Origin of the sequence: Paenibacillus sp. Soil522 (genome assembly GCF_001428245.1) — a bacterium.
Lineage (GTDB): Bacteria > Bacillota > Bacilli > Paenibacillales > Paenibacillaceae > Pristimantibacillus.
Genome location: NZ_LMRV01000026.1, coordinates 16,699 through 34,639, shown reverse-complemented (window position 1 = coordinate 34,639; position 17,941 = coordinate 16,699). Strand labels below are relative to the sequence as shown.

Genomic DNA, 17,941 nt, shown 5'->3' with positions numbered 1-17,941 from the left:
AACAAACCGCACAGCTTTACATGGAGTTGCACGTTGAAACCATTATAATACGAAAGTATAGACATGCAAATCCATGCGATACAATCAAAGGAGAGATTAGCAATGAAGCCGGTAAAAATTGCGGTTATTGGAACAGGCTCTATCTCGTCATTCCATTTAGATTCCTATAAGAAAAACCCGAATGCGAACCTTTACGCGGTGTGCGATCTGAACGAGGAGCGGGCTAGGGCGGCGGCTGAGAAATACGGCGCGGAAAAGGTTTATACCGATTACCGCGAGCTGCTTGCCGATCCGGTTATTGAAGCGGTTAGCATATGTACATGGAACAATACGCATGCCGAAATTAGCATTGCCGCGCTTGAAGCGGGCAAGCATGTGCTGGTCGAGAAGCCGCTATGCCGCACCGTTGAGGATGCGCTTCTCATACAAGAGGCCGTTGCGAAATCGGGCAAGCTGCTTCAGGTCGGATTCGTCCGCCGTTACGATACGAACGCGCAGCTGCTGCGTGCGATGGCGGATAGAGGAGAATTTGGCGAAATTTATTTTGCCAAGGCGTCGACGCTTAGGCGTCTTGGCAATCCGGGCGGCTGGTTCTCCGATATCGAACGCTCGGGCGGCGGCCCTCTTATTGATATTGGCGTTCATGTCATCGACCTGTGCTGGTATATGATGGGCCGGCCAAAGCCGGTATCGGTAAGCGCGAACACATACCGCAAGCTTGGCAATCGCTCGAATATCAAAAATTTAAGCTATTATCAAGCGGCCGATTACGATGCGAGCAAAAATACAGTCGAGGATTTGGCGAATGCGCTCATCCGCTTCGAGAACGGGGCTTCGCTGCTCGTCGATGTCAGCTTCACGCTGCATGCCAAGTCTAATGAGTCCGCGGTTAAGCTTTACGGGGAGAAAGGCGGCTTTGAGATCGATCCGGAGACGGTTATTGTAACGGAGAAGAACGATACGATCTTAAACGTATATCCTCAGACGGACAATAAAGGCTTCGATTTCGCGGGAGCTTTCCAGAATGAAATCGGCCATTTCATCGATTGCGTATCAAACGGCCGTCAGCCGATCAGCCCTGTTGAGGATGGCGTGGAAATCATGAAAATATTGGCCGGTATTTATGAATCGGCAGCGAAAGGGGCTGAAGTACGACTATGAAGCTGGGAATCAGCACTTATAGCTTGTATAATGCGCTTCAAAAAGGAGAAATGTCGATACAGGATGTTATTGTTTATATAGCATCCATTGGCGCGGAGCATGCGGAAATCGTACCGATGGGCTTCAATCTTACCGAAAATCCGGAGTTAATCGATGTCATTAAGAAGCAAGCGGAGGAAAGCGGAATCGAGCTGTCCAACTATGCGGTAGGCGCGAATTTTTCCGGCTTGAACGAGGAGCAGTATGAGCGGGAGCTTGCAAGCTTGAAGCAGGAGGTGGATATCGCGGCAGCGCTCGGCGTAAAGAAGATGCGTCATGACGTAGCATCGTCTAGCAATCTATCGATTGCAAGCTTCCTCTATGAGCTGCCGAGGCTGGCTGCGGCTTGCCAAGCTATCGCGGACTATGCGGCCCCATTCGGCATTACAACCAGTGTGGAGAATCATGGCTATTATATTCAGCACAGCGACCGCGTGCAGGCGCTCGTTAAGGCAGTAGACCGTCCGAACTTTAGGACGACGCTGGACGTAGGCAACTTCCTATGCGTGGATGAGAATCCCGCTGCTGCCGTCGCAAACAATATTAGCTTTGCTTCCTTGGTGCATGTCAAGGATTTCTATTATCGTCCGTCTACTGAAAAGCTGGGCGAAGGCTGGTTTAAGTCGTCGAACGGCAATTGGCTGCGCGGCGCAATCGTCGGGCATGGCGATATCGCGATGCAGCAAGTGCTGCGTCTGGTAAAGGAAAGCGGCTACGATGATTTCATTTCCATCGAGTTTGAAGGCTTGGAGGATTGTCGGCTTGGAACGAGGCTTGGCTTCGAATTCGTAAAGCGCGTATGGAACGAACTTTAACCGAAGGAGCGAGAGGATATGACATTGCCTATCATAACGAACAAAATTGGTGTTATCGTGGACAGCTTTCAGGTTGGGGTTAAGGAAGGCTTGCTGAAAGCGAAGCAAGTCGGAGCCGACGGCGTGCAAATATATGCGGTGCACGGTGAGCTTGATCCCGCAAACCTTAGCGCTGCGGCGCGTAAAGAGTGGAAAGCATACATTGAATCGCTGGGCCTCGATATTTCCGCCTTAGTCGGCGATTTGGGAGGTCACGGCTTTCAGAACCCGGCGGAAAACCAGGCTAAGATCGACAAGTCCAAGCGGATCATGGAGCTTGGCATGGAGCTTGGAACAAACATCATCACGACGCATATCGGAATCGTACCGGGTGATCCAAACAGCCGCGTTTACGAGACGATGCATAAGGCATGCGAGGAATTGGCCCGTTTTGCGAACGACATGAACGCTTACTTCGCCATTGAGACGGGACCCGAGACCTCCGCTCATTTGAAATCTTTTCTTGACGGCCTCGGCACGAAAGGGGTAGCGGTTAATTTCGACCCTGCCAATATGGTGATGGTAACGGGCGACGATCCTGTTCAGGGCGTATATAATTTGAAAGATTATATCGTTCATACACATGCGAAGGATGGCGTAAAGCTTGGTCATATCGACCCGCGCGACGTATATGGAGATTATGGCTATGAGGTATCGCTCGACCATGAGAAAATTGCCGTAATGGCCGAATCCGGCTCGGCGTTCCGCGAAGTTCCGCTCGGAGAGGGCGGCGTGGATTGGCCAGCCTACCTGCGGGCGCTTCAGGAGATCGGCTATACCGGCTATCTGACGATCGAACGCGAGGTCGGTACAAACCCGGAGGCGGATATTAGCAAGGCTGTTCAGTTTTTGAAGGGGTTTAGGGCGTAACAGGGATTACAATGAGAAGGCGAAGGGAGAATGAATTCCCCCGCCTTTTTTTGTGTTTTGCAGTGCGTCTTGCTTACAAGTGAAAGATCCGAGCTTGCGGTTACAGGGGAGATTAAATCTAATTTTTAGACCTATTTGGTTACATTTCAATTTCTCGGGGTAATTAGGTCTAGTTTTTAGATCTATATGCAGGATATAGGGAGTTTAGCGGGTGTTTCAGCAGAGAATCAAGGAGAAAGATCTAAATTTTAGATCTATTTCCTCGACTCAACTGAAAAGGCATGAAATAGATCTATTTTTTAGCTTTATTCCGTTCTTGTATGATTAGCTGCAGTGTAGAGCTATTTAGATTTTGCGCATTTTTGAGCCGCCTCTGCCAGCCTGCTGATGCCGGACGCAATACGGTCGTCGTCCGCACGGCTGAAGGTGAGCCTGATCCGGTTAGCTGAAGAGCCTAACGTGCTGCCGGGCGCATAAACCATGCCCTGCCGTATTGCTTCTTTGAACAATTGCTGCTCATCAAAGTGATCATTCAGCTTACACCACAGATGTATGCCGCCTTCCGGAATCATGTAATCGATCGTTTCTCCAAAATGCAGCTTAATCGCCTGGATCATCATATCGCGTTTTACCCGAAGCCCCTTGCGTAATTTGCGGATATGGTTATCGAATGCGGCAGAGGAAAGTAAATTTTCCGCAATCCATTGCGGATAGTTCGGATGGCCGAAATCAATTTGCTGCTTGGCGTCCGCCAAACGGTTTATGACCGATTGAGGAGCAAGAATCCAGCCGATGCGCAGACCGGAGGCGATAATTTTGGATAAAGAGCTAATATAAATCACCGTGCCGTCCCGGTCCATCGATTTTAAAGTTTGTACTTTTCGGTCACTGAAGTCCGTCAAGCTATAGGGATCGTCTTCAACGATCGGAATGCCGTATTTCGTAGATAGGTCTATGATTTTCAACCTTTTTTCTTCACTTAAGGACGTTCCGGTCGGGTTTTGAAAGTTGGGATTGAGAAAAATCATTTTGATGCGGTGCTTTTTGTAAAGCGAAATGATTTCTTCGGGATCTATTCCATCCTCCGATACTGGCAGCAGAAACGTCCGCAATCCTGCCGAGTGAAAAATAGGCAAGGAATAGGCATATGACGGATCTTCGATGACAACGGCGTCCCCCGGGTTCAGCAAGCTTTGAATAATAAGGTGAAGCGCTTGCTGGGCCCCCGAAGTGATGAGGATCGAGGAGGCCGTAGAGTCAATATTGCGATGGGATTGCAGGTGTGCGGCTAACGTTTCACGGAGCTTCATATTGCCTTGTATATGCTCATAGCCCAAATAGCTGCTGATTTCCATCGAACGATGAACGTCCTGCAATAGCTGAACCGGGAGCAGGTCGCGGCTTAGCTCGCCTACAGCTAAATTAATAATGTCGGTTTCGGATTGCGTTACGCTGTAAATTTGACGGTTAATCGGATTGTTGAGCTGAAAAAATCCGCTTTTTACATATTGCTCCCAATTGGGAAGCCGCCTTGTCACATCTGCCCAGATGTCGGTGTTGACGATTGTGCCAATGCCCTTTACCCGTTTGACGAGTCCCGCAGCATGAAGCTCGTCGTAAGCAGAAATAATCGTGCTTCGATTCACATTCAGATTCTCGGCAAGTAGCCGTTCGGAAGGCAGCCAGCTGCCGGACGGAAATTCCCCATTCATAATTCTGCCCTCTATATAATTGGCAATTTGCTTATAAACCGCGATCCCCGCTGCTTTCGTTGGCTTCCACTCCATGATCTGCCCCCCGCCTTTGTGAACGATGAAGAAGTTTCTTCCTAACAACGCTCATTTCAACAATTCAGTAGATTTACAAATAACGGAAAGACATTCCGCTAAACCTGCTTCTAACACTTATGCGACTCCAATAGCGGAATTCATTCCCTCTAAATGGGCGATTATTGGCTCGAAACGGAGTTATTCAGATCAGTAAAGGAATATGGTTCCGTTAAATCTTCCCTTTATCGGATAAGGGAACGAATAACGGAAGAAGCTTCCGCTATTCAAATGTTGCCAGCCTTGCAAATCGCTTTTGCCGCCAAAGGACGGAGAAAGCTATTTTATATTTATGTTAACTAACATTACATGAAAATTAAAAATAGTCAATTGCATAGTCCGCATGTGAACTATTTCAGTGGATGGTCAAAAAAGTAACGAGTTGGATGGTCGCAGAACGGGCTAATCCGTTTATTATGTGTAATATAAGTTAACACGAAAGATTACTAACCTAGTACGAACGGGAAGGTGGTTCAACCATGAAAGAATTCACAAATCGGGCAGGCGAAGACAAAAACAAAGCTGGACTGCTTCCGGAGGATGCAAGATGGCTGGTCGATCTTCAAAACAAAGGAGTACGCACAGCCGGACTCACGAACAATGGGCGCAAAGGCGGAGCCGGACCTTCGGATGATGCGGCTTTCCGCTTCGGGGAAGACACCTTTATGCTGCCGGCCTTCAATGACCCGGCCGAGCATTCCCCTTACGAGATCGTGAAGCAGGAGGATGGCTATTCCCTTCAATATGAAGGGAAAACGCTGATGTATATCGATCCTGTCGCCCGCCCGAAATTTTACGACCGTTCAACGAGCGAGGGCATTCCTTATCAAAAAATAGCAGCGCTTCACGGCTCGGATGTACTGGCAAGCACGGTTATTCAAAGCTGCATCCGCTGGAGTCCGAAGGATCGCTGCAAGTTTTGCGCAATCGGCCACTCGCTCGATGCGGGAAGCACCGTCGCCAAAAAGTCGCCGCAGCAGCTTGCCGAGGTCGTGCAGGCCGCCGAGGAGCTTGATGGAATCAAGCAAATTACGCTGACGACAGGAACGCCGAATGAAACGGATCGAGGCGCGCTGCATTTGGCGGCATGTGTCGAGGCTATTCGCAAGGTAAGCAGCCTTCCCATCCAGGTGCAGTGCGAGCCGCCTAGCGACGAGAGGCTTTATCAAATACTGAAGGACGCTGGAGCGAACACGATCGGCCTTCATGTGGAATCATTCGATGAGCGCGTCAGGCGCGAGATGATGCCGTCCAAGTCGTCGATCTCGCTCGATAATTATTTTGACGCTTTCAGCAAAGCAGTTAGCGTCTTCGGCCGAAACCAAGTATCGACCTACGTGATACTCGGCATGGGAGAGGATCCGGACCTTACACTCGAGGGCTGCCGGCGTGCAGCCGGCATGGGCGTTTACCCGTTCGTCGTTCCGCTCAGACCTTTGCGGGGAACGATGCTCGAGCATGCGCAGCCGCCATCCTCAGCTTACATGGAGCAAATGTATGGCAAAGTGGCAGTTTTTTTATCCGACGCGGGCTTATCTGCGGCAGGCAGCGCGGCAGGCTGCGCCAAATGCGGGGCTTGCTCGGCGCTGTCATCCTTTGAAAAAGCGATTGTCTAGAAGGAGCGATGGAAGATGAGAAATTGCGAAATAAGACTAGCGCTGTCCGCCGGGGAGATCCAAATGGCACTCCGGCTTAGAAGGGAAGTATTCGTTGCTGAGCAGGGAATGTTCGAGCAATCCGATGCCGACGATCATGATTCTTCATCGCTTTTTCTGAACGCCTGGCGGAGCGGATCGATTCTGATGGGCACCGTCCGGTGCTACTCCGATCCTCATGAAGAGGGGATATGGTGGGGCGGAAGACTGGCGGTCGTTGAAAAATACCGGCTCAGAGGGGTAGGCGTGTACTTGATCGAAGCTGCGGTCGAGGAGATGAAGCGCCGCGGAGCGAAACGATTTTTCGCCAAGGTCCAAAAGCAGAACGTGAAGCTGTTCGAGAAGCTGGGCTGGCAGGCAAGCGGAGATGCATTCATGATTGAGGAGCATCCGCATCAACTTATGGAGGCTGATTTACATGTCCACGATGAACAAGCGCGAAAACGCAGGCTTCCCGTCAGAAATTGAAGCAGCTTTACCCGATTCACGTGTTTACCAAATGCAAAAGCCGTCTCCGATGGGCATTGGCAGAAGAGTGTTCAGCATTCACAACCATGTCGGCGATTTGGCCCCGTGGCCGTACTACGAATCGGAAGAGGCGTTTTCTCCCGCTGACCCGGGGCCTTCAACGACGGAGGAGCTTCGCTCGTCCATGCAAGCCCGCGGCATTGAGAAGACGCTGATCATCCCTAATTACGGCATTCCGGTGCAGGCGCAGCCCTTTTCGCATAATGAGCTTGTCGTCAAGCTTTGCGGGGAGGGCGGGGACAAGGTAGCGGGAGCGTTGTGGGTATCGGGGCTGCCGCAAAATCGCGAGCTGACGGAATCCGCCCTGCAATTGCTCGGTAAGCCAAATATTAGAGCGCTCAAAATGAGCTACATCCTCGGCGGAACGGCCGATCCGAACAAATGGGACGAGCAAACGCTGCGGCAGCATGAAATGATTTTCCGGGCGGCGGTTGAGTACGATATTCCCATTCAATTCCACACCAGCCCCGGCGGCGGCTCGGATATTACAGGCTTCTTCGAAATGATCAAGCGTTATGGCAAAGAGTTGAAGGTTCACCTGGTCCATATGGGAGGCGGCACCAGCGGGCATATCCGTCTGCTCTCGCAGTGGAAGGACATGGTGGAAGGAGGCTATCGCGTTTATCTCGATACGAGCTGGGCGATAGGCTTCGCGGTCCGCAAGCTGCTGCAGGAGCTGGACCGTACAGGAATTGGCGCCGATAGAGTGATGTTTGGCTGCGACGAGCCTTGGAGCGATTTTGAAAGCGAGTTTTGGAAGGTCCAAGGTGTAAAAGGCGTTTCGGACGAAATCAAGGAACGCATCTTCTGGGGCAATGCCGAGGAAGTATATTTCAAAAAATAGGGATTCGAGCAATTTGCTCTTGACCATACAAGCTTAATAAAAAAACCAAATTTACGGAGGCTGATGAACAAATGGCAAACTTTACTGAAAACGAATTGAAATCGATGAATGAGATTCCTCATCCTATTTTACCGGTAGGTACGAAGCTTTATGGCTCGACGAAGGTTTTTCCTGATTACCAAGCGAATGCAGGCGATAAATTTTTGTCGCTTATCCACGGTATCGCGCATGAATCCTCCCTCTCCTACGTTGCGATACTTCAAGCGATCCGCGCGCAGCGGAAGGGCTTTGAAACGGCCATTTATTTTTACGGCACGGGGGCGATGAACGCGATTGCGACACGCGGCTTCCCGTCGGTCGGCAACGCCGCTTTCGGAGGTCAAATGAATCATAACGAAGGGCTGGCGACATTTATCAAGGAAGGCGGAAAGGTATACGTATGCCGTTTTGGTCTGGGTCTGCACGGACACCGGGAAGAGGATCTGATCGAAGGCTCCATTCCGTGCCATCCGCTTGATCTTCAGGATTGCCTGATAGAGTATTCCCGTGCCGGCGCGTTCATTTTGAGCACATTCCAAATCTAACGCTTTAGATACAGCATTCATGAAAGAGAAGGTGATCGTATGACGTTAATATTGGAAAAGGGAAAGCTTGCGGAGGATCATTTTATTGTCACGGCGGAATTAATTCCGCCCCGCAGCTGGAATCCGCAGTCGCTTATTGAGCAGGCGGAAAGGTACCGGGGGTATGTGGACGCGGTGGATTTGAGCGACAATCTGCTTGCTATCGCCAGGTTATCGCCTGTAGTTGGAGCTCACTTCGTCAAGCAGGTCGGCGTTGAACCGATCGTTCAAATCAATTTGCGGGACCGCAATCGCATGGCGATACAGAGCGATTTGCTCGGACTTGCGGCGCTCAGCGTAAAAAATATTGCGATTCTGGGCGGTTATCCGGCGAGAGTCGGTACGGAGCCGAACGCGAAGGAAGTCTATGACCTGCAGACGATGGAGCTCGTAAGTTACGTGCGCAAGTTCGTGGATGAAGGCAAGTTGTTCGATGGAACGCTGCTCGAAGAGAAGCCGACGTTCACAATCGGAACGGTCGAGAATATTGCGGGCAAGCCTATTAAGGAGCTGATCGACCGCTTGGAGGCAAAGGTGGAGGGCGGAACGAACTTCGTCCGCACGCAGCTCGTATTCGATATGGATCTGATCGGTGAATGGATGGAGGAGGCAAGAAGCCGCGGCCTGCATGAGCGCATTACGATTATGGCCAGCATATTGCCGCTCCGCAACGCCGAGCATGTCGATACGGCGCTGAAGATTCCTGGCATCGTTATTCCCGACAGCTTTAAAGCCCGCCTTACCGCAGCGGAATCGAAGGAGGAAGGCTTGACGATTGCAGCAGAGCTAATCGGCAAGCTGAAGGATATTTCGGGCATTAAGGGCATTCATATCCGTCCGATCGGCGGGGCAGAGGACAGCGTGGTCAAGGTGGTTAAGCTGGCGGGCTTGGAGCCGGTGAATACAGTAAAAGTCAGCATTTAGAGTACGCCAATACGCTATCGCTATGGAGGAAGGAGCCTGTTCATGAAAGTTGCTCTTTATACGTACAATACGAACCCGCGTGGCGGTGTCGTTCATACGCTTGCCTTGGCGGAGGCGCTGGTGAGAAGCGGCTGTTCCGTTACGGTATTTGCGCTTGGACTCGGCGGCAAGGAGAAATTTTATCGTCATGTGCAGGCGGATGTCCGGGTTATTCCATACCGTTCCGGCGGGATAGAAACCTTTGATGCCCGTATTGCCAGCTATATTGATGCCTATACGGAAGGGCTGGCTGGCGAGCAGTTGGAGCAGTATGACATTCATCACGCGCAGGACTGCATCAGCGCCAATTGTCTCAGTCGTCAGATGGAAAAGGGGCGCGTCCCCTTTTTCATTCGGACGGTGCATCACTTGGATGATTTTACAACGCCGGCTCTCGTTAGCTGTCAGCATAAGTCGGTTGTAAGGCCGGCAGAGCTCATCACGGTTAGCGATTATTGGCGCAGCCGCCTCATCTTGTCTTACAACAGAGAATCGACCGTTATTCACAATGGGGTGGAAAACCGGTTCTTCGGGCGAAGGGGCAGCCAGCAACAGCTGAAGGAGGCGTATGGCTTCGCGAATAGCACCGTCTTCTTCAGCTTGGGAGGCATTGAGCCGCGTAAAAATACGATCCGTACGCTGCGCGCCTTCCAGATCGTGAAGCGTTCCATTCCGGATGCCGTTCTCGTCATAGCCGGCGGAGCGACGCTGTTCGACTATCGCTATTATTTGCATGATTTTAATAAGGAATTGGATGCGATGGACAATGAGGTCCGTCAAGATGTTCGTATCGTAGGCTCGCCGGGCAATGAAGCGATACAAGATTATTACCAGCTGGCAGATTGCTACGTGCAGCCTTCCGTGAAAGAAGGCTGGGGACTTGCCGTTATGGAGGCGATGGCGGGCGGCGCACCTGTTATCGCGTCTAATATCGAAGTGTTTCGCGAATTTTTAATCCATGAGCATAACGCTTTGCTTCCGAATCCGGAGGATGAGCATGAGATAGCCGAGTGTATGATTCAGGTGGCGTCGGATGCGCAGCTTCGGGAGCGATTAATAGCCGAAGGCAAGGAAACGGCTTATACCTTTCGCTGGGAGTTGGCGGCGAAGAAGCATGCGGCTCTTTATAGGAGGTTGGCGCTTGATGCTCGAGCTGGCAGCATTAATTGAAGGATTGGCGAAATCATCAGGCTTCCTGCGAAAGAAGGATATTCAGGCGCCGCTGCGGGCATTTTCTTGGGATCCTGAGAAAATGCTGGACCCGATCGGAGATGACGCAGCCGTTCTCCCGTCTTCCGGCGGTTATTTATTAATGTCCTGCGACGGCATTTTGCCTGAGCTTGTCAAGAAGGAGCCTTATTGGGCGGGCTATTGTGCGGTGTTAGTCAGCACAAGCGATATTTATGCAATGGGCGGCAGACCGACAGCAATCACCAATTTGCTAAGCGCGCCTGATGAGCGGACGGCTTCTTTGATTGCCGAAGGAATGGCCGAGGGCTGCCGGAAGTTTCAAATCCCGATGGTTGGGGGCCATTATCTGCCTGGGGAGGCGGAAGGGGTGGGAACCTCCATTATTGGAAAAGCAAGCAAGCTGCTCCGCGCCTCGCAAGCGGCTCCAGGCCAGTCGCTTATCGTAGCGGTAGATCTGGCTGGGAAGCTATTCAAAGACTACCCCCAATGGGATTGCACCAGCGTTCACAGTCCGGAGACGCTGCTGGCCAAGTTCGAGCTATTGCCTAGGCTCGCGGAAGAAGGGCTTGCGGCATCGGCCAGAGATATTAGCAATGCAGGCATTTTAGGCACGATCGCGATGCTTGCGGAAAATGCCGGCTGCGGAGCTGTGGTGGAGCTGGAGCGTATTCCGAAGCCTGAAGCAATGGACTGGGAGCGGTGGCTGCGCGTGTTTCCCGGATACGGATTCATTGTTGCGACAGGCTCCGAATGCTGCGATCGCGTAATCGCGCTGTTTGCCTCTGAGGGAATTACGGCATCTGTTGTCGGCGAGCTAAACGACGATTCGCGTATTCTCATTCAGAAGGATGAAGACAAAGCCGTGCTTATCGATTGGCATGAGGAAGCGTTGGTGATGGTTCGAGATGGATAAGAATGGGGTTAAGCTTGATGCTGAAATAAAGGTGGCAGCCGTTCAATTTAATGCCGGGCATGGAAACGTTGAAGGCAATCGCGCCCGCATGCTGGAGCTGCTTGCCGAAGCGGCGGAGCAAGGCGCCAGGTTGATCGTTTTTCCTGAAATGGCCTCCAGCGGCTATGTGTGGGACAGCAGAGAAGAAATTGCTCCGTTTGCGGAACCGGTTCCCGGTCCGACTACGGATGTCTTCCATGCTGCCGCAAAGCGGTATAGCTGCTACGCAGTAGTCGGGCTGCCCGAGCGGGACGCCATAACAGGCGCTTATTATAATAGCGCCGTATTAATCGGACCGGAGGGCATTGTCGGCACATACCGCAAAACACATTTGTTTGCCGCCGATCCGAGATGGGCGCGCGAGGGGACGGAAGAGATTCCGGTGTTTGAAACGTCAATCGGACGAATCGCGATGCTGATTTGCATGGATGCGATGTACTTTGAGCCTGCGCGAATCGCTGCGCTGAAGCGGGCGGATATCATCGCCTTCCCGACTAACTGGGTTGGCGGCGGCAACAATCCCCCGAGCAGGACATGGTGCCTGCGGGCCAAGGAAAATGGCCTGTACTGGATAGCGGCGAACCGTTCGGATCGGGAAAGGGGAGCGCTATTTACGGGCGGCAGCGCCGTCATCGACCAGGATGGCGATATTCAATCGACGCTGCTGTCGGGTCAAGGCATCGTCTACGGAGCAGTCAAGCGGAATTCTGATAAACGGGAGCAAATGACGGCTTCAAGACGTCCCGGCGCTTATGGCGAGCTATTGCTGCATCCTTATCTTTGGCAAGAAGGCGAAACGAGAAGCCCTTCCATGCAATTGCCTTTTCAGCTGATTACCGTTCCGATTCCGGATGAGGAAGGGCCTTCCTTGCTGGAGCGTCTATCTCAGGCCTTCCTGACTGCGGAGCCATTGACCGATCAGTCGCTGCCGCGGCTATTCGTACTGCCTGAGGCGGAAATTGACCCGGCGCTTATTTCGCAAGAGCGCGTCATGGCTCATCTGCAAGCGATTGCGAACGATTATCGGAGCTATATCGCCATTGGTCTTGCAGAGAAGGAGCTTGGAAATTCGAAAAGCACAGCTGTACTCGTCGGTCCTGATGGCATAACGGAAAGCTCGTCCTCCATACATGGGGATGAAGACAAGCAGCGGAAGGCTGAGAGTCAAGCTTACCGAACGTATGAGCTTCCGTTTGCCAGAGTCGGCATATTGACGGATGCGGATGGCTCCTATCCGGAATCTTACAGGGTAATGGCCAAGCAGGGAGCGGATATCGTTGCGATCAGCTCCTCCGGCAAAGAGCGGAATACGGCTTGGATGAAGCGGATTTGGGCATTTGAGAACGATTTGGTCGTAGCCTCAGCGGCACCTGGCGGCAGCGGCGAGAGTCTGCTGTTTCTGCATCGCCAGACTCATATCGAAGGGGATATGCTGGCTGGTCCCCTCATCCAAACCTTTGATACTGCTATGACAGAGCAAGCTCGAAAGCGTCCGTTCATGAGACGTCTGAAAACACATCTGTACGACAGGCTGGTCATTTCGGCTGAAGGAGGATTATAAATTGAAGTTACTGGGAATATCGGGAACGCTCATTGGAACAAAGACCTTGTCGCTCGTAAAAAATGTCGTCGATCATGCCGCAGCGCTAGATCCGGAGCTATCGGTAGAGGTGCTGGATCTGAAAAACTATGCGATCGAATTTTGCGATGGCCGTCCTCTCTTGCAATATAACGAGGATACCCGGCGAGTGGTTGAGGCGATACTGGCTGCCGACTGCTTTGTTATCGGGACGCCGGTTTTCCAGGCATCGCTGACGGGCGCTTTAAAAAACCTGTTTGATCTGCTGCCCGTCGATACGTTTCGCAATAAAGTAATCGGCTTTGTCGGTACGGGGGGGACGTATCAGCATTTCCTCGTTATCGAAAATCAATTGAAGCCGATCGCAGGCTATTTTAGAGCGTACACGGCGCCGGATTACGTGTATGCACATCGGGATCATTTTGATGAAAACAATGAAATTGCCGACAGCGCCGTGCAGGAGAGGATTAGACAATTAGCCGCGCAGATTGCAGGGATGTCAAGAGCGCTGCAAGTTGGTTAAGATACAGCTTGGAGGGCCGTTATGAGAATCATTTTGCTTTGCAGCGGAGAGGGCAGGCGGCTATGGCCGCTGTCCCGCCCTGAAAGAATATAAGGGGTATCCATCTGGCCGGCAATCGGCTAGACGGATACCCCTTTTTATTATTTTTCGACCGTTACTGGAATGATAATTTCGATTAGATGATTTTCAGGATCGCTTACTATGATGGTTACGTTGGTTTGGCCGGATTTCGATCCAGCTGTAATGACGACATTGTCCTGACCGTTTTTACAATTGACAATACCATTAAGCAGATACGACATACCTATTACTCTTAACACATCTCCGTCGGGATCAGTCGCCAATTCACTTACCTGAATCGTCGCTGACGTGCCTGTTGCTAAACTAAGAACGATCTTTTTATCGAAGTTCTTTGGGACAGGTGGAGAGTTCGCTCCTTTGTACACGACCGGGATAACGTTGCTCTCGTAGCCCCCGCTTGTGCTCAGTGTGATATAAATGGTCTTTGGCTCGCTGACAAGGTCCTCAAGCGGTAATTGGAATTTAATCATGGCTTTGCCGGAGATGGAAGTGCCGGTCTGTTGGCCGATTAATTGTTTTTTGTCCTTATCCGCATAGAAAGTAACTGTATTTCCCGGTGATATTCCTGAAACGGTAATGTAGTCATGGTCTAAGCCCGGTAAATTATATACGTTGTAATAGGCGACAAATGGAACGTCGTTAAGTGTAATATGATAGGATTCTGCATTGAAGAACATAGTTGTCAGCTCATAGTCGCCTTTTTTTAAGCCAGCGGTAGGAATCGTTAACTGCTTGCCTACCTCATTTTCAGAGACGGATATTTTAAGAGACAGGCCGCCCGCTGCAGCCTCCTCATAGGTTTTGTATTTTCCGATATCCTTGACGTTAGTAAAATAGACGTCTACCGGTCTGTCTACTTTAAAATGAAGATCCTCGCCGATTTTTAAAAAATTCCAAGATAATAGCGATAAGCGGACGCCGGCAGCAATTTTCCGTGATTCCAGAGCATTATTTTTGTATAAGCCATCCTTCGATTTCACGGCACCTTCGGTTAAACGAACGACGTTATTATTCCCTTGAACGCCACCGCTAAGCTCAATATTCAGATGGGCTCGGTTAATTGATACATGATCATTTATACCCAAAGTCCTGAATGAAGCGCCGCCATCTGCCGATATGGTAATAGCATGCTTTAATTCCTCAATTGAAGATAATGCATTTACGATATGTTTGTTAAATGAAATGGCTAGTGAACGATTCTCGTTATTGCTTGCCCAAGTCATCTTTAAAGGTGTTTTTTCAAAATTGATAATCGTAAATGGTTTAGGCTCGGACAGTTGATTAGATGAATCGATCACAACTACACGTCATTTTTTTTCAGTAAATGAACTCGCATCGAGCGTGTAAGGAACCAATGCATCGATAGGTTCTATATAGCTTCCATCTATAAGGATATCATTAAGGTTCAATGGCGTATCCAGAGGAACGACGTACAGCATGCCGTTTTTGCTGCTGGCGATTGACATGCTTTCTCCGTAATTTATGCTTTCTGCAACACCCATCACGATTGGCGGTTGTGCGAGCGAGTAGGCAGCGGGATTGGTTTCTTTGCCAGCAATAAGCAGGGTAGCATTTGGTGGAAGCTCCGCGCCTGCGGTAACGAAAAGCGGCGATTGATTTAATCTGACGTTCGATGTATTTATGATTGCAGACTGCAGCTTTCCTGATCCTGTTAACTCTAAGCTTCCGCCTGCTACCAGATCGGTAATTGAACCGGTGCTCCCAAGAGAAATATTAGCATTTGATCCAGACTTGGCAACGTGAAGTAAATCGATTTTACTGTTTGTAAGCTGTACGATGCGGTTTGGTGTGTCAACGTTTACCGAAGTGAACAAACCTGATAAACGTACCGGAACGGCAGGAGACATGGTGGAAGCGATGCTGACCGCGTTGATTTTGCTGCTGCTTGCCGTTTCAATGGAGCCTCCGGATTCTATCTTTACCGTTCCTACCCTTGTAGTCCCTTTCAAAGAAACACCCGCATCGTTTGTTTTTTTGTTGATCGTCATTTTCGCAATTTCTGAATCGATGAGTTGGATGCGCCCTAGGCCGCCCCCCTTAACAATTAACGTACCTTTCACAGTCACATTTCTTAACGTAATACTTCCGTTCAAGACAGCAGCATCAATAATGAGGTCTTCTCTAAAGTTTATGTTTTGCACGACGGTATCGGCAGCAAGCAGCGTGACATCACTAGGAACTAAATTGCGCTTCTTGTCGCTTCCGTAAGTGCCGGAACGTTTATATTCAATCGTGTTCTTGGTCAGGGCTCGATCGATAAATGAAATGGCCTCCGCCTTCGTAATAGGCGCTTTCGGATTAAACTTCCCGTTGTTCCCTGATAAAAGCCCCTGCTCCGTAACGGCAGCTATCGCACCTTTGCTCCATGCTCCCATGGTAGCGGTATCCTTGTAGCCTGTTGGCATGAGATCGGTTCGAAGCCCGAAGAGACGGGTCATAATGACGGCGGCTTCCTGGCGGGTTACCTTCTGCTGAGGCTTGAATGTGTTATCGGGGTAGCCTTCGATATAAGCGGCCGCTACAGCAGCGGCTGTTTCATAGGCTAGCTTAGTAGAGGGCTTCACATCCTTGAACTTAGTTGACGGGCCATCCGTAAACTGGAATGCTTGATTCATCCAATGAATCCATTCCGCCCGGGTGGTTGGGTTGTCAATGGACTTCACGTCCTGTGCCGTCAGCCAACCGCGGTCGCTCCATCGTTTCATAACGTCCGCAGCCCAGTGGTTGGGAACATTAATGGAAGCCGCTTGGATAGGAACAGATGCAGCAAGCAGAGCAAGTATGAGTGAGATGAATAATAATGGCTTAACGATAAAACGTTTCAGCATGGTGATTGCTCCTTTAGCAATAGGGGAAATTTAGGTGTAATAGACTTATGTTAGTATACAGTTTGCAGGTATTTAAAACTAGTACTCAAAGACGATGAATTCGCATGTTTCATGGAGAAATGCAGCATTGTTCCGATGCTTGGCTTTACGATTTACCGGTCGTCGACGAAATTAATTGAAAGCTCTTTGGGAGCGCAGGCTCAGCTTGTCGCGGCGATTTTTATCAAGACCTAAATTGAAAAAAGGCAGATAAAATAAAGGGTACACATATTGTACATGTATAATATATGGGGTTTTTATGTTTTTTACTTTGTATTCGTCAAGTTAAGACTGCCCATGGATAAATCGGCGGCATTGTTCAACGGGCAGATTAGTTTAATACGCTATGGTATGGGATAGTTTTGATAAAGTTGTTTTCTACCGCTCTAAAAATGGTACAATTTGGTGTGGTATAAATCAATCTTTTAGGGGGTTCATATGCTTAGTTTTAGAAACTCGACAAGTGAAATCTCAAGCAGCGGAATGGATACAGCGATTTTATCGGTTGGGGCAACGGAACAATTTGGACCGTATTTGCCCATGCATTTAGATACTCTTATTGCAGAGTTATATGCAATCACATATGGAACAGAATTGAATGCATACGTGTTACCTACCATCCCCTTTAACACCTCTGAAGAGCATGCCAATTTCAAGGGTACAGTTACCGTAAGCCCCAATATCTTAACAGCAATGTTGGAGGATATTATTTGTAACTTAACTAGACAAGGATTTAGTAAATTCTTGGTCTGCACAGGACACGGTGGGTCTTACTGGGAAGGTGCATTTGTCAAACATATTAATTACAAATATCCAGAAATTATCGTGATCACTGCAAATCATAATAATCATCTTGCATGGGAAGAAGCAATTAAAGCGGCTGGCTTAGAGGGCTTGAACGAGATGCACGGCGGTCTGTTGTCCGTTTGTACCGCAATGTGGCTTTGTCCAGAATTGGTTAAACCTCAGTCAATGGGTTCAGACATCCCCTCAGAAAACCGCATTTATGCAGATTATCTAGGATGGGATAAGTTAACAAAAGATGGCTGTTGGGGGAAATTCGATGAGGGGGTCTACTCACAAGAAGATCTAGCTGAGAAAGGTAAGACTTTTTGGAATGTGTTTATTCAAAAGAGAACTGAAGGCCTCAAACAAATCCTTGAAGATGGATACCGTCGAAAAACTCAAGCATGATTCAGCTAACGAGAGACGATAGCTGAATGGAACAAGACGGCAGCCGGCCATACGATCGGTTGCCATTTTTCATAGAAGTAACGTGTAGATTACAACATTGAGGTTCGAGAAAATTCAAGCTCAACTGTGATGTCCAACCGATACTTTCTTAAATACATAAAATTTGTGCT

General features: G+C 49.8%; 16 protein-coding genes. 13 read left to right on the top strand and 3 right to left on the bottom strand.

What is annotated here, in order from left to right; all coding sequences use genetic code 11:
• Positions 1-102: 102 nt before the first annotated feature.
• The 3 genes from ASG81_RS04895 to ASG81_RS04885 are packed head-to-tail and all read left to right on the top strand — an operon-like array spanning position 103 to position 2,924.
• Positions 103-1,161: a Gfo/Idh/MocA family protein gene (locus tag ASG81_RS04895; RefSeq protein ID WP_056629854.1), complete on the top strand. Its 1,059-nt coding sequence runs from the start codon at positions 103-105 to the stop codon at positions 1,159-1,161.
• A complete protein-coding gene (locus ASG81_RS04890; protein WP_056629852.1) occupies positions 1,158-2,015 on the top strand; it encodes a sugar phosphate isomerase/epimerase family protein in 858 nt (285 codons plus the stop codon). The genes ASG81_RS04895 and ASG81_RS04890 overlap by 4 nt, the downstream gene beginning before the upstream one ends.
• Positions 2,016-2,033: 18 nt before the next feature.
• Positions 2,034-2,924: a sugar phosphate isomerase/epimerase family protein gene (locus tag ASG81_RS04885; RefSeq protein ID WP_056629847.1), complete on the top strand. Its 891-nt coding sequence runs from the start codon at positions 2,034-2,036 to the stop codon at positions 2,922-2,924.
• Positions 2,925-3,265: 341 nt separating this feature from the next.
• Here the strand turns inward: ASG81_RS04885 and pdxR are convergent, their stop codons facing one another.
• Entirely contained in the window at positions 3,266-4,711 is a 1,446-nt protein-coding gene (gene pdxR / locus ASG81_RS04880) for a MocR-like pyridoxine biosynthesis transcription factor PdxR (RefSeq protein ID WP_056629843.1), read from the bottom strand.
• Positions 4,712-5,229: 518 nt separating this feature from the next.
• On the opposite strand from pdxR, the gene ASG81_RS04870 reads away from it, so the two are divergent.
• The 9 genes from ASG81_RS04870 (at position 5,230) to ASG81_RS04830 (ending at position 13,608) form a co-directional block, all read left to right on the top strand.
• Positions 5,230-6,366, top strand: coding sequence for an MSMEG_0568 family radical SAM protein (locus tag ASG81_RS04870; RefSeq protein WP_081417135.1), 1,137 nt, complete (start codon positions 5,230-5,232; stop codon positions 6,364-6,366).
• 15 nt (positions 6,367-6,381) lie between these two features.
• Positions 6,382-6,873, top strand: a complete 492-nt coding sequence (locus ASG81_RS04865) for an MSMEG_0567/Sll0786 family nitrogen starvation N-acetyltransferase (protein WP_056629836.1) — start codon at positions 6,382-6,384, stop codon at positions 6,871-6,873.
• Positions 6,824-7,777 carry an amidohydrolase family protein gene (locus tag ASG81_RS04860; protein ID WP_235548733.1) on the top strand — a complete coding sequence of 318 codons (954 nt, stop codon included), beginning with the start codon at positions 6,824-6,826 and terminating at the stop codon, positions 7,775-7,777. Before ASG81_RS04865 ends, ASG81_RS04860 begins: the two co-directional genes overlap by 50 nt.
• Before the next feature lie 71 nt (positions 7,778-7,848).
• A complete protein-coding gene (locus tag ASG81_RS04855; RefSeq protein WP_056629833.1) occupies positions 7,849-8,361 on the top strand; it encodes an MSMEG_0572/Sll0783 family nitrogen starvation response protein in 513 nt (170 codons plus the stop codon).
• A gap of 39 nt (positions 8,362-8,400) precedes the next feature.
• On the top strand, positions 8,401-9,324 hold the full coding sequence (locus ASG81_RS04850; RefSeq protein WP_056629830.1) for a methylenetetrahydrofolate reductase: 924 nt from the start codon (positions 8,401-8,403) through the stop codon (positions 9,322-9,324).
• Positions 9,325-9,366: 42 nt separating this feature from the next.
• A complete protein-coding gene (locus tag ASG81_RS04845; protein ID WP_056629826.1) occupies positions 9,367-10,533 on the top strand; it encodes an MSMEG_0565 family glycosyltransferase in 1,167 nt (388 codons plus the stop codon).
• Positions 10,508-11,467, top strand: a complete 960-nt coding sequence (locus tag ASG81_RS04840) for a sll0787 family AIR synthase-like protein (protein ID WP_056629823.1) — start codon at positions 10,508-10,510, stop codon at positions 11,465-11,467. The genes ASG81_RS04845 and ASG81_RS04840 overlap by 26 nt, the downstream gene beginning before the upstream one ends.
• Positions 11,460-13,067, top strand: a complete 1,608-nt coding sequence (locus ASG81_RS04835) for a nitrilase-related carbon-nitrogen hydrolase (RefSeq protein WP_056629820.1) — start codon at positions 11,460-11,462, stop codon at positions 13,065-13,067. The genes ASG81_RS04840 and ASG81_RS04835 overlap by 8 nt, the downstream gene beginning before the upstream one ends.
• A gap of 1 nt (position 13,068) precedes the next feature.
• Positions 13,069-13,608, top strand: coding sequence for an NADPH-dependent FMN reductase (locus ASG81_RS04830; protein ID WP_056629817.1), 540 nt, complete (start codon positions 13,069-13,071; stop codon positions 13,606-13,608).
• 140 nt (positions 13,609-13,748) lie between these two features.
• Here the strand turns inward: ASG81_RS04830 and ASG81_RS04825 are convergent, their stop codons facing one another.
• The gene (locus ASG81_RS04825; RefSeq protein WP_056629813.1) at positions 13,749-14,987 is read right to left on the bottom strand and encodes an Ig-like domain-containing protein; all 1,239 of its coding nucleotides are present in this window, start codon (positions 14,985-14,987) and stop codon (positions 13,749-13,751) included.
• 9 nt (positions 14,988-14,996) lie between these two features.
• Positions 14,997-16,538 (bottom strand): S-layer homology domain-containing protein, encoded by a 1,542-nt coding sequence (locus ASG81_RS04820; RefSeq protein WP_056629809.1) that lies wholly within the window; start codon positions 16,536-16,538, stop codon positions 14,997-14,999.
• Between the two features lie 477 nt (positions 16,539-17,015).
• On the opposite strand from ASG81_RS04820, the gene ASG81_RS04815 reads away from it, so the two are divergent.
• Positions 17,016-17,771: a creatininase family protein gene (locus ASG81_RS04815; RefSeq protein ID WP_056629806.1), complete on the top strand. Its 756-nt coding sequence runs from the start codon at positions 17,016-17,018 to the stop codon at positions 17,769-17,771.
• Positions 17,772-17,941 lie beyond the last annotated feature (170 nt).

Bases quoted from the DNA above. Each gene is read 5' to 3' on its own strand.
- ASG81_RS04895 (WP_056629854.1), top strand. From the start codon at position 103: ATGAAGCCGGTAAAAATTGCGGTTATTGGAACAGGCTCTATCTCGTCA.
- ASG81_RS04890 (WP_056629852.1), top strand. From the start codon at position 1,158: ATGAAGCTGGGAATCAGCACTTATAGCTTGTATAATGCGCTTCAAAAA.
- ASG81_RS04885 (WP_056629847.1), top strand. From the start codon at position 2,034: ATGACATTGCCTATCATAACGAACAAAATTGGTGTTATCGTGGACAGC.
- pdxR (WP_056629843.1), bottom strand. From the start codon at position 4,711: ATGGAGTGGAAGCCAACGAAAGCAGCGGGGATCGCGGTTTATAAGCAA.
- ASG81_RS04870 (WP_081417135.1), top strand. From the start codon at position 5,230: ATGAAAGAATTCACAAATCGGGCAGGCGAAGACAAAAACAAAGCTGGA.
- ASG81_RS04865 (WP_056629836.1), top strand. From the start codon at position 6,382: ATGAGAAATTGCGAAATAAGACTAGCGCTGTCCGCCGGGGAGATCCAA.
- ASG81_RS04860 (WP_235548733.1), top strand. From the start codon at position 6,824: ATGTCCACGATGAACAAGCGCGAAAACGCAGGCTTCCCGTCAGAAATT.
- ASG81_RS04855 (WP_056629833.1), top strand. From the start codon at position 7,849: ATGGCAAACTTTACTGAAAACGAATTGAAATCGATGAATGAGATTCCT.
- ASG81_RS04850 (WP_056629830.1), top strand. From the start codon at position 8,401: ATGACGTTAATATTGGAAAAGGGAAAGCTTGCGGAGGATCATTTTATT.
- ASG81_RS04845 (WP_056629826.1), top strand. From the start codon at position 9,367: ATGAAAGTTGCTCTTTATACGTACAATACGAACCCGCGTGGCGGTGTC.
- ASG81_RS04840 (WP_056629823.1), top strand. From the start codon at position 10,508: ATGCTCGAGCTGGCAGCATTAATTGAAGGATTGGCGAAATCATCAGGC.
- ASG81_RS04835 (WP_056629820.1), top strand. From the start codon at position 11,460: ATGGATAAGAATGGGGTTAAGCTTGATGCTGAAATAAAGGTGGCAGCC.
- ASG81_RS04820 (WP_056629809.1), bottom strand. From the start codon at position 16,538: ATGCTGAAACGTTTTATCGTTAAGCCATTATTATTCATCTCACTCATA.
- ASG81_RS04815 (WP_056629806.1), top strand. From the start codon at position 17,016: ATGCTTAGTTTTAGAAACTCGACAAGTGAAATCTCAAGCAGCGGAATG.